Annotated in this window: 9 protein-coding genes and 1 riboswitch; of the genes, 2 read left to right on the top strand and 7 right to left on the bottom strand. The window is 39.6% G+C overall.

Annotation, left to right across the window (positions count from 1 at the left end):
- Positions 1–53: 53 nt before the first annotated feature.
- From LC090_RS11070 to cydD, 3 genes are all read right to left on the bottom strand, one after another.
- Positions 54–404: a VOC family protein gene (locus LC090_RS11070; protein WP_226658061.1), complete on the bottom strand. Its 351-nt coding sequence runs from the start codon at positions 402–404 to the stop codon at positions 54–56.
- A gap of 128 nt (positions 405–532) precedes the next feature.
- Positions 533–2,239, bottom strand: coding sequence for a thiol reductant ABC exporter subunit CydC (gene cydC, locus LC090_RS11075; RefSeq protein WP_226658063.1), 1,707 nt, complete (start codon positions 2,237–2,239; stop codon positions 533–535).
- Positions 2,236–3,966 carry a thiol reductant ABC exporter subunit CydD gene (gene cydD, locus LC090_RS11080; protein ID WP_369522745.1) on the bottom strand — a complete coding sequence of 577 codons (1,731 nt, stop codon included), beginning with the start codon at positions 3,964–3,966 and terminating at the stop codon, positions 2,236–2,238. The genes cydC and cydD overlap by 4 nt, the downstream gene beginning before the upstream one ends.
- A gap of 229 nt (positions 3,967–4,195) precedes the next feature.
- On the opposite strand from cydD, the gene LC090_RS11085 reads away from it, so the two are divergent.
- The gene (locus LC090_RS11085; RefSeq protein ID WP_226658064.1) at positions 4,196–6,436 is read left to right on the top strand and encodes an alpha/beta hydrolase family protein; all 2,241 of its coding nucleotides are present in this window, start codon (positions 4,196–4,198) and stop codon (positions 6,434–6,436) included.
- A gap of 45 nt (positions 6,437–6,481) precedes the next feature.
- Here LC090_RS11085 and msrA read toward each other — a convergent pair whose 3' ends face one another.
- From msrA to LC090_RS11105, 4 genes are all read right to left on the bottom strand, one after another.
- Positions 6,482–7,132 (bottom strand): peptide-methionine (S)-S-oxide reductase MsrA, encoded by a 651-nt coding sequence (msrA, locus tag LC090_RS11090; protein WP_226658065.1) that lies wholly within the window; start codon positions 7,130–7,132, stop codon positions 6,482–6,484.
- Positions 7,133–7,231: 99 nt separating this feature from the next.
- A riboswitch (SAM riboswitch) is annotated at positions 7,232–7,346 on the bottom strand.
- A gap of 86 nt (positions 7,347–7,432) precedes the next feature.
- Positions 7,433–8,836, bottom strand: coding sequence for a Na+/H+ antiporter NhaC family protein (locus tag LC090_RS11095; protein ID WP_226658066.1), 1,404 nt, complete (start codon positions 8,834–8,836; stop codon positions 7,433–7,435).
- A gap of 83 nt (positions 8,837–8,919) precedes the next feature.
- Positions 8,920–9,963 carry a type 2 isopentenyl-diphosphate Delta-isomerase gene (gene fni, locus LC090_RS11100; protein WP_226658067.1) on the bottom strand — a complete coding sequence of 348 codons (1,044 nt, stop codon included), beginning with the start codon at positions 9,961–9,963 and terminating at the stop codon, positions 8,920–8,922.
- Complete coding sequence (locus LC090_RS11105) at positions 9,944–10,462, bottom strand: glycosyl-4,4'-diaponeurosporenoate acyltransferase (protein WP_226658068.1); 519 nt, start codon at positions 10,460–10,462, stop codon at positions 9,944–9,946. The genes fni and LC090_RS11105 overlap by 20 nt, the downstream gene beginning before the upstream one ends.
- Positions 10,463–10,636: 174 nt before the next feature.
- Between LC090_RS11105 and LC090_RS11110 the strand changes: the two genes are divergently transcribed.
- A complete protein-coding gene (locus tag LC090_RS11110) occupies positions 10,637–12,142 on the top strand; it encodes a phytoene desaturase family protein (protein WP_226658071.1) in 1,506 nt (501 codons plus the stop codon).
- The last annotated feature ends 2 nt before the right edge of the window (positions 12,143–12,144 follow it).

Genomic DNA, 12,144 nt, shown 5'->3' on the forward strand with positions numbered 1-12,144 from the left:
AATTGAGCACCAGATCGCCTAACAAATGATTTAGACACCATTTAGGTATCCGATTAATTTATAAACTGAAGAATTTCAATTTGATTTCCAGATGGATCTTCGATAACAAAATATAATCCTGGTGGACATGGTTTAGGCTCTTCTGATAAGATTGGCACTCTTTTTTCTTTAAATCTATGAAAATCTTTATGAATATCGTTTGATTGAATCGCAATGAGAACGCTGTTTTTTTCTGATTCTTGAGATTCTTTTTCAAGAACGATTGGAATCGACTCATGCTGAAGACTCACTATGTTTGGTCCGTACTCTTTCGAAATTTTAAAATCGAGTACTTCAGTGTAAAAAGCTAATGATTCTTTCATATTCGACACTTTAATAGTTAGGACACATACGTTATTTAACAAGACAATTCCTCCTTTTTACTTACTTCTATAAAATTCCATAAAAAGGAGACTTCCCCTCTTTTTTAAGAAAAATTCATAAAAAAGCTTCCAATCACTGCTGAATGACAGCAAGTAATTGGAAGATAGTTCTAAAACAGAATGCTTTTTTCGATTTCTCTCATTTGATAAAAATATCCTTTTCTCGCCATTAATTCTTTGTACGTCCCGCTTTCAACAATTTCACCTGAATCCATGACAATAATCTGATCCATTTTTTCAAGGTTGTTCAGTCGATGACTTACCAGTAAGAGCGTATCTTCTTTTGCCTGATCAAAGAGATGGTTGAGGATCGCTCTTTCTGTCAAAAGATCCACAGAAGAAGTGGGTTCATCGAGCATCCAGACCCGACTTCCTTTTAAGAGGGCTCTTGCAATCGCCAGACGCTGTTTTTCGCCCCCAGACAGGTTCGCCCCCTTTTCTTGAACGTTGTAATTAAGAGAGAGATGCTCTAGGTGCACAACATGAAGACTATTTATTAACTGTTCATCAGTTAACGTCTCACCAGCAAGTTTCAAGTTATCACGAATCGATCCTGAGAAAAAATGGTTTTGTTGAAGAACCACATTTGTTGCCTCCCAAACAGTTTCCTGCGATAGCGTTAGGACCGAATCACCATTCATTTCTAATCCGCTGCTCTCATAGAACTTAAGGAAAAGTTGTAAAAGGGTTGACTTACCCGAACCACTTGGCCCAACAATCGCCGTTTTTCCTCCTGCTGGTATATGAACTGTTACATGATTTAATGCCTTTCTCACTTCTCCAGGATAGGAGAACGTGACCTGATTCGCCGCCAAACAAAAAGGTTGCTCTTTCGGGAGATCCACCTTTTTCTGAACATCATTCCTTGCTTCACCTTTGACAGATGAGAGTCTTTTAGAAGCCACAACACTGTCCTGTAAATAGGCTGGTACGATTGCCATTGGCACTGCATTCTCAAAAGAGGTTAAAGAAATGAGAACAAGCATGGCGAGAAATAGCCCATTTAATTCTCCAGATGTAACGAGATACGAACCGATTCCAATGACACACCATGTGACAAATAAAGAGGTAAAGGAATTGATCGCCTGATGAAAAACTTCGCCCTTGCCTGTTTTGCTTTCTGCGACTAACGTCTTATTCGATTTTTTTTCGAGCTTTTTTTTCTTATTCTCGATTTCTCTCATGATTTTCAATTCCCGATACCCATCAAAAAATTCAGCTGAATCTGCTGCAAACTCTCCTCGAAGCGTGCGAACGGTCTGATCTCTATTACGTATACGCCAAGCGAAATATCCAGGAATGACGATTCCTGTAAAGAAAACGCCTACCAACATCAAACACGCTATTTCAATTGAAAAAAACAAGGTAAACCAAATTGTCACAAGAAAAATCAATATAAAGACAATTGGTGGATAAAACACTCGTAAGTAAAAATGTTGGAGGCGATCAATATCTCCGACAATTCTACCCAGTAGCTCTCCACTACGATATCGTTGAGATAAACCCGCCGCAATTGGTTCAAGTTTTTTATAAAAGGAGACCCGCATGTTGCTTAAAATGGAAAAAGTCGCACGATGGGAATAAATCCTTTCATAATACCGCCCCACTGCACGAGCAAGACCAAAAAATTTCACAACCGCTGTTAAAATCGCTAGTGCAAAAACAGGTAATGAAAGAGCCGCTTTAGAAATTAAGTAACCACTTGAAGCAAACAAAGCCACGGCTGTAATGCCAGCAATGAAGCCAAATAAAATCGAGAGGAGGATATCTTTTTTCTCTGTCAGCATTTCACGCCACACAAATGCTAGTTCTTTCATAAAATCACCTCCTCTGCTTGAGCACTTACCATCTGTCTATATAGCTCACTTGATTCATAGAGGCTGTTGTCAGTTCCTTCAGTCATCACCTTTCCCTGATCAACTACAATGATGTGATCTGCCTTTCGAATAGTATGAAGGCGATGCGCAACAATAATCATTGTTGCATTTTCAGATAGCGAATTGAGCGCAGTTTGTAAGACTTTCTCAGTATACAAATCAAGCCCAGTAGTTGGTTCATCAAACAGAATGACAGTAGGCTTCTTCAAAAACGCACGTGCCAATGCCATGCGCTGTTTTTCTCCTCCTGATAAACCGCGACCTGATTCACCAATAATCGTTTCATATCCTTCTTCTAAAGAAGCAACAAATGCTGAAATCCCTGCTTTTTCTGCTGCCTCTTCCATTTCGGCTTGACTGACATTCTTTGAACCGATACAGATGTTTTCAGCAATCGTTCCAGTAAACAAATAGGGGCTCTGTGAAATATAGCTAATCTGTGAAAACCAGCTCTCTTCTTTTATACTTGTTAAAGGATCGTCATTTATTGTGATCTCACCCTGTTGTGGTGGTAGTAACCCCGCAATGATGTTTAGCAGCGTCGACTTGCCAGACCCACTTCGCCCGATTATCGCCGTTTTGCTATATGGTTCAATCTTGAAATTAACAGATGATAATGCAAATTGACTATCAGAGTACTGATAAGAAACGTTTTTAAGAGTTATCTTAGGTGGTTCCTCACTTCTTATTAGACAATCTCCCCATCTCACTTCCTCGTTCTCACGCCGAAGTTCTTCACTTATCTTTCTCATTGCGCTCATACTCCCTCTCCCAGTATGAAAAGCACTACCTAGCTCTTTCAGTGAAAGGTAGAACTCTGGTGCAAGAATTAGAAGAAAAAACGCTGTTGCAAAAGACATACTATTAAACACGATAAGGCGAAGACCGATTTCAAGTGCGATAATACCGATGCTAAGCATGGAAATTAACTCAAGCATTAATGACGACACGAACGCAACTTTCAGGACTTCAATCGTTGCGTCACGGTAATTCAAGCTACTTTCTTCAATAATAGCGCGGTACTTTTTCGACTTCTGAAACAAGTTTAACGTGGTTAACCCCTGTATGGTATCCAGAAATCTCCCAGAGAAAACAGTCATTTGTTCAATCTTTTCTTCAGATTTTTTTTGGGTTCGAATCCCAATAATTATATAAAATAATGGAATAAAAGGCGCCGTTACCATCATGATTAGCCCAGTTTCAATATGCTGAGTGGATACAGCCATTAAAATAAAAATGGGAATCACAGCCGTTTTGAACACTTGCGGAATGTATTTACTATAGTAAGCATCGATTTCATCAACTGCATCAAGTATGACGCTCACCTTCTGACCAGATTGTCCTTGATGAGACGTTAGAAGCGCTTCCCGGGAAAATTTATCGAATAGGGCTTGACGGAGTCGTTGTTTAACAGAAGCAGCCATCGTAACTCCCGCTCTTCCCATTAAGTAAGATAAAAACGGTCGTAACATTAAGACAAGGAGCAAACTTATAAGAAAAGGGACAATTTCCTCAAAGGATGTTTTATTCACGAAAACTTTGTTTACAATTTCAACCGTTAGAAAAGCCTGTGCGATGATCGAAGCACCGATAAGAAGAGCGCCCAAAATCATGAACAGGTGTGTGAGTTTAAAACCGGAAGCATATTCTTTAAGTTCATTCTTCACTCAATCCCCACCTTTATCTTTATCACAAACAAGCATTTGTGAAATACTTCACATTGAATCTTGTTTTTATTGTACGACTTATGTAAGAGAGAATCAAATCATAAGCTACACTTGTTTTGACAATTAAATGAACGGCATCCACTCTAGGTTAAGCAGTCTAAGGAATATCCCCCTCTTCTTTTCGTGTTTGCTATAATAAAAGTAATAGATGACGAAATGGAGGACTCATGTGGAACAGGAACCAGAGCTTGATAAAACACGTAAAGAAACGCATAACCAAAATATCTTCAAAAAAATACTACCACGCCTAAAACCTATGCAATCCTTCTTAAACGCTAGTTGGAAAGGGGCTTCCTACGGCGCCATATCGATTACAATGCTTCTAATCTTATCCATTGGTTTTGATTTCCATACAGGACTTGGGAAATTAGTCGACATTATTCTTTTTTTTCTTATCGCCATAATTAGCACGTGGGTAGCTGTATGGATTGGCACCTGGTTTATAAGAAAGGTGAAAATGCTTCCTGCCCTTTTCATCTCTAGTGTTGGAATTTCACTAGCAATCATTATTTACACACTGGATCAATTTCGTAGTCTGGAAAACATTCTCCCCCTCGCTTACTTTCTAGTGGGTATTGGCGTTATTACAGGAGCACTCTTTGGCTATTCGTTAACGAAAGGGTTAAAAAAACCACTTTCTTCAATCATGCTTTTGTTAGGCGTGTTAGTAACAGGCACTTTCTTTTATTGGCTATTCACCCCCGGTATCATGGATGAGCGGCTTGCCAACAATGTGGAACCCTTCTCTCCTGTAAGTGAGAATCCTTCAGAAGTTGGTTCGTATGCTGTTAAAACCTTTACATATGGAAGTGGAAACGATAAACAACGTGACGAATTCAGTGAAGATGTTGATGTTCAAACGACTTCAGTTAACGCTTCCAGTATGATCGGAGAATGGTCTAAGGAAAGGGAATGGTTTTGGGGCTTTAAAGATTCGAATGTTCCATTAAACGGTCGCGTCTTTATGCCAGAAGGGAACGGTCCTTTTCCGCTCGTTCTTATCGTTCATGGAAATCATAAGATGGAGGACTTTTCCGATGAAGGCTACAATTATCTTGGAGAGTTACTTGCTAGTAGAGGGTTTGTAACAGTATCGGTTGATGAAAATTTCTTCAATTCATCGTGGTCCGGCGGTGTTGCTGGAGATATTAATGGCCGAGCCTGGCTGCTACTAAAACATATTGAAGAAATTGAAGCATTATCAGCTCAAAAAGATACCCCATTTTTCAATAAAGTTGATATGAATCACATCGCGTTAATCGGACATTCTCGCGGGGGGCAAGCGGCAATTCTTGCGACAAAATTCAATGAACTTGATCGGTATCCAGATAACGCCAATATGCGGTTTAACTTCAACTATAACATTGAAACGGTAATTGCTCTTGCTCCTACCGATTATCAAACACTTTCTGATCGGAAAATTAAGGTAGATGATGTGAATTACTTATTACTTGGTGGGTCATATGATAGTGATTTATCAGAATTTGAAGGAGATCGCCAATACAACGGTATTGAATTAACAGGTGGTGAACAAACGATAAAAGCCGCCCTTTATATTGATGGTGCTAATCATGGACAATTTAATACTACCTGGGGAGAAAATGATACGTATTTTCCTTTTACGCTACTATTAAATAAACAGCCTTTACTTGAAGGTGAAGAACAGCGTCAAATTGCCCGTTCATACGTTTCTGGTTTTCTTGAAACCACTCTTCATGAAGATGAAAGTTATCAACCGATGTTTGAGGACTATCGTTATGCCCTGGATTGGCTCCCTCATACAACCTATATTAGTAAATACGAAGATGTCTCTTACCATATTTTCAGTGACTTTGAAGAAGATGTAAACGTACTAACAGCTACATCACCATATATAGAAATTGAAGCAAACGGCTTCCTCCAATGGTATGAAGGAGAGCTTGAATTTCGTCGAGAAAAGGAAAGAGGAAATCACGGTGTATTTTTAAAATGGGATAAATCCTATACATCAAATGGTGCCTATACTCTTCACTTCACAAAAGCTTTGCAAGATCCATTTTCCTTCTCAAACAATAGTGCTCTAACATTTACTGCAGCAAACGTATCCGATGCAGAAGATCAGCAGCCGCTTGATTTAGTGATTACCGTAAGTTCATCTAATGGTGAATCAGCTAGCGTCTTGTTAAGTGAGATCATGCCAATGCCCGGGGTTCTACCCATACAGCATACGAAAACAAAGTTCTTTGAAGAACGACGTTACGGTGAAGCTACTGAACCAGTACTTCAAACGTTTAACATACCAATGCAACGGTTCATTGAAGATAACAGCTTAATTGACGCCAAAGAAATCAAATCCGTTACATTTGAATTCAACGCTTCGCCAAAAGGAAAGGTATTCATTGATCAAATCGGTGTAAATCAGCCCAATTAAAAAAGCTTTACCTCATCTAAATGATGGGGTAAAGCTTTTTTAGTATTAGGAGATTTTGCAGGAAGACTGCCCTCTCTTAGCGAGGTAGCTTTGATGATATTCTTCTGCACGATAAAACGATGTAATCGGCACCACCTGCGTCACAATGGGCTTTTTGAAGCGACCAGATTGCTCAAGTTTTTCTTTTGCTAGAAGGGCAATTTCTGCCTGATCATTCGTATGGAAGAAGATGGCTGAACGATAGCGTGTTCCAACGTCTTCCCCCTGCCGATTTAAAGAAGTTGGGTTATGATTTTCAAAAAACACTTCAACCAGCTCTTCATAAGAAATGAGAGAAGGATCGTATTCAACCTGAACTGATTCAGCATGACCAGTTAATTCAGAATACACATCTTCATACGTAGGATTTATTGTTTCACCACCAGTAAATCCTGCTGATGTTGAAATGACTCCATTTAATTGTTGAAATAGTGCTTCTACGCCCCAAAAGCACCCTGCTGCAAATGTTGCTTGCTCCACTGTGACCACTCCGTTTCCAGTTATCGTATTGACTTTTTCTGATCGAGCATATATGTTTTCCAGTTCATTTAGTGTTAACATATAAAGCTGTTTTTCACCTTTTTTATAAATTCCCTTTTGAAGAAGGATCTTAATAAGCTGTTGTTTTCTTGTTTCGTTATCCATTAGTGTATGCAAAATGATTCACTCCCTCTACTAAAACTATTTTCCAAATGAGGGGCATACAAAAAACCCTCATCTGATCAAACAGAAGAGGGTTTGGATTTACCGAGCCTCTTCTCATTTTTCGACTTTCGCCGCAGGAATTGGCACGGTTCCAAGTGAACACTACGTCCATTGGTCCGTTGCCGAGGTATCTAAGGGCCAGTCCCTCCACCTCTCTGAATAAGAAGATCCTTTAAACAAAGGATTATTAAGTTATTCTCAATAATAAAGGGTATTAAAACAGTTGTCAATACAAAAGTGCTCACGAATCTGTTAAGCCACAAAAGAAATAATAAAATATCCGATAGCAGCCGTCCCCGCTGCAATAAGCGCAGGCGTTAGCTTAAATTTAGCATACGTCATCGGGTTTAACTTCAAGATTCGTGCGATTGTATTCGTATTATCACTTAGTGGAGAAGCGAATGCGCCAAATGTACCGCTCGCAAATACGGCACCGATGACCAGAGGTAAATCGGTGCCTGTTGAATGACCAAGTGAAATCCCAAGTGGCATTAAAATCCCCCATGTCCCCCACGAAGACCCAATAAAATAAGAGATAAATGCACCAACAATAAACAAAACAGGCGGAACGAATAAAGACGGAATCCAATCAAGATTAGAAGTCACAAATGTAGAAAATCCGAGTGCTTCTGTCGAAGCAGCAAGACCCCATACGACCGTTAATAATACAATCACAGGCATCATTTCATTTCCTCCTTCAATAAAGGAGGAAACGAGTTCTTTCAACGAAAATCGCTGAAACAAATAGAAAAGGAACGTAAGAAGTACAGTTGTTAGTAGCGCAAACACCATCGCGTCCAGTACATCTGCTTCGATGAACGCCTGTAGTAAAGAACGGAAACCTTTCTCATACCCGCTCCAATAAGTAAGAAGAAGTGTTAAAAGGATAACCCCACCTAGCGGCAACAATAAATTCATCGGTTTTTTAGGAAGATCCTTTGCTACGGCAGGATGACAATCCTCCCACTGATCATCAAGCTCCTTCTCTTGATTTCCTGCATCAGTCGCTTGTTTTTTACGATGATGAAAAAAACTTAAGTAAAAACCTATAAGAATAATACTAATGGAAAAGAAGTTATACGGAATACTTTCTAGAAAAAAGCGATAACCATCGCCTTCAATTCCTTCAGCCTTTAATGATAGCTGAACAACCGATGACATGTACCCTACAAAAGCAGTTGCAATCGGCATTAACACTATGACTGGAGTTGCTGTTGTCTCAATAACAAAGCCGAGTTCTTGAGGGGTAATCTTTACTTTATTTAATAGAGCTTTCATAATTGGTGCTACCGTTACAATGCGAAAGCTTGGAGCACTAAATGTTCCAACTGTTGAAATCCAGGTAAGAAAGAGAGCTCCTTTTTTTGTATTAATTTTCGATGAAGCCAGATGTACAAATCCTTTTATGCCCCCTGTATATTTCATTAATCCAATTAATCCAGTAAACATATAAAGAAAGAGAACAATTTTAATATTATTTTCATCTTTCAGTCCACTCATAATAAATTCATAAAACTGCTGTAACCCGATGATAATGCCAGGCTTGTAAATAAATGAGGCTGTTATTAGTCCTGCAGTTAAACCTGGAATCACTAGCTTTGTTCTTATCGCGACTAAAATGACGACAATAAAAGGGAATATAGATAACCAATCCAATAAATTCGCCCTCCTTCAGCTCTAGTTTGCACGCATGAGGACGACCTATTCAAAAACAAAAAAAGCCAGAGCGAATGCTCTGACTACTTCTTTCTTAATGCACTATTATATTTTAACCTGTTTATGGACGAAGCACCTATACCAAACATCGCGGTTCTGAGTTCAAATTCAATTCGTTTTAATTGTTCTGATAGCGCTTCTTCACTATCATCCACAGCATTTTCAAGAAGTGCTCGCCCAAATCCAGAAACATCTGCGCCAAGGGCAATCGCTTTTGCAGCGTCCACTCCGTTTTTTAAACCTCCACTTGCGATCATCGGAACATCTGGATGCTGCTTTCGCACATCGATAATGCAATCCGCTGTTGGATTTCCCCAATCCTCAAAAGCTTTCGCAGCCTGTCGTCGCATCGTTTGATGAGATCGATAGCTTTCAACTTGAATCCAGGACGTTCCGCCAGCACCAGCTACATCAATAAAGCTTGCTCCAGCACTAATAAGACGCTGAGCTGTTTTCGCATCAATTCCCATGCCAACTTCTTTAATTCCAAGTGGAACTGGAATGGCTTTCGCAACTTCACGGATTTTCATAATTAAATCCTGGAAGTCGGTGTCGCCTTCTGGTTGAAATACTTCTTGTAATGGATTTAAATGAAGAAGTAGCGCATCAGCTTGAATTAAATCGATCGCTCGCTTACACTCTTCAACCGTAAAACCGTAATTAAGTTGGACTGCTCCAATATTCGCTAGGACAGGAATGGTTGGGGCGTATTTTCGAACATCAAATGAATAAATCGATTTCGATTCTTGAATCGCTGCACGCATCGATCCTACTCCAAGTGCCCAGCCATGAGCTTCAGCGGCTTTCGCAAGACGCTTATTTATTTCCCATGCTCGCTCTGTTCCACCGGTCATTGAGCTTATTAGAAATGGTGTGTTTAACTTTTTATTAAGAAATGAAGTTGAAATATCCACTTCATTATAAGCAATTTCAGGTAAAGGATTGTGTTTAAAACGATACCGTTCTAACCCTGTTGTTAACCCTGTGCCTTCAACATCTTCTGTGAGACAAATGTCGATATGCTCGTTTTTTCGTTTTTCGGTTTGATCAAACCCCAAATGTTCCAATGGAATTCCCCCTGCGCTCCTCTTTTTTCAACTGCTTAGTTAGTAATGGTTTTAACCTTAGTCGATTGTACCGTTGAATAAGGATAAATGGAAGGTTAACAACCAGTGCATAACCAATCATAATAAACCCAATACTTATTGGATTCCATACAAAAAACAAAATGGATGGCGGAATCAATAGCCAGTGAGTCACTTCTGCACGTCGCGTCTCTACAATAAATTTCTGAATATAAGAAGAACTAAGTGTTTTTAATTCCTTTTTTCGAAACCCACCTTTAAACACGTCTCCCCCATCAGGTAGAATTGTTTTCCATTTCCGAATCCGTAAGCTTTCATATACATGAAGTTCTCGGTTTCTATCGTTTACCCCACTTTTTTTTGATTGGTAAAAGGAATCTGGCAAGCGAAGGCAAATATAAGAGATAGATACATGAATGAGCAGCCACGCAAAAATGTTCACAATGATTAATGATAAAGTGGTTAAATGGATCATCTGCATAGGCATTCCTCACTTCAAAATTGTTTAACCCATCCAATTTCAGGTAATGTTCACTTAAGTGCATTTAACACGTTAACAGCGTTATGATTCCTTTACAAAGGTTATACCTAAACTATACAATGACAGTGTACAAAAGTCGATTCATGATACTAATAAGATGAAGGAGGAGAAGGAATGAGCAAAAAAACGATCGTTATTGGGGCTGGTCTTGGTGGACTCTCAGCAGCTATCCGTCTCGCAGCAGATGGGCATCAAGTCACTGTACTAGAAAAAAATGAACGAGCTGGTGGTAAATTAAACAAGCGTTCTGGTCAGGGATTTAAGTTTGACACGGGCCCTTCCATTCTCACAATGCCCTGGGTTCTTGAGAAGTTGTTTAAGAGTGCGGATCGAAATGTAAACGATTATATGTCGATTAAACGCATTGAACCTCAGTGGAGAACCTTTTTTGAAGACGGTGTACAGATTGATGTAACGAGTGACATTGCCGTGATGTTATCTGAGGTACATAAACGCTCAGAGAAAGATTATTCCAATTTCCTCTCCTATTTAGATTACTGCAAAACCATGTTTGATCTTAGCTTGAAAAGTTTTTATAAAAAAAGCTTATCTGGCATTCAAGATTTACAGAAGCTGCACTCATTTAAAGATCTTCTTACAATGAATCCGATGAAATCAATGAATCAGGCTACCGAAAAATATCTAGATGACAAGCATCTTCAACAGCTATTTAACTTCTTTATCATGTATATCGGCTCTTCGCCCTATCATTCTCCCGCCATCCTATCTCAGCTTGTCTATGTCCAACTTGGTCTAGGAATCTACTATGTTGAAGGTGGAATGTACAAGATTGCTGAAGGAATGCTGAAGTTACTTGATGAACTAGGGGTTGACGTTCAAGTAAATACGGAAGTTGCTGAGATTCTTACGGTAAACAAAAAAGCCGCTGGGATCAAGCTAGCCAATGGAACGACGATGGAAGCTGATTTAATTGTTAGTAACCTTGAGGGTATTCCTGCTCACGAGACGCTACTAAAAGGTGAACCTGGAGCAGAAAAAGTAAAAGAAGAGATGAAAAAGTACACGCCTACAGTATCTGGTCTTGTCATGTTATTAGGGGTTAATAAAACATTTGATCACTTACAACATCACAACTTCTTTTTCTCAAAAGATCCGGAACTTGAGTTCAAGCAAATTTTTGATGATGGCGTCCCGGCAGATGATCCAACAGTATATATCGGCGTTTCTTCAAAATCGGATCCGACGCAAGCGCCGGCTGGCAAAGAAAATTTATTTGTCCTCACACATGTTCCACCACTCCAGCCTGGCGAGAGTTTTGAACAACACCGTGGTAGATATCGTGAAATCGTCCTAGATAAACTCGAGCGTATGGGTATGACAGGACTTCGTGAATCGATTGAATTCGAATATCAATTCATTCCAGATGATATAAAAGAATTATATGGCTCTAACGGCGGTTCGATTTACGGTGTCGCTACAGATCGCAAAGTGAATGGTGGATTCAAAATCCCTTCAAGAAGTCAGTTGGTCGATAATTTATACTTTGTAGGTGGTTCAACTCATCCAGGCGGTGGTGTCCCGATGGTCACGCTCTCCGGTCAACTCACAGCGGACTTAATTGCGGAGGATCAGAAATTGAAAGATGAGCAAACTGGCTAAGA

It is taken from the genome of Guptibacillus hwajinpoensis (genome assembly GCF_020524165.1).
GTDB classification, from domain to species: Bacteria; Bacillota; Bacilli; order Bacillales; family Guptibacillaceae; genus Guptibacillus; species Guptibacillus hwajinpoensis_D.

Coding starts and splice junctions, on each gene's coding strand:
- LC090_RS11105 (WP_226658068.1), bottom strand. CDS start 10,462: ATGCAGATGATCCATTTAACCACTTTATCATTAATCATTGTGAACATT.
- LC090_RS11110 (WP_226658071.1), top strand. CDS start 10,637: ATGAGCAAAAAAACGATCGTTATTGGGGCTGGTCTTGGTGGACTCTCA.
- cydC (WP_226658063.1), bottom strand. CDS start 2,239: ATGAAAGAACTAGCATTTGTGTGGCGTGAAATGCTGACAGAGAAAAAA.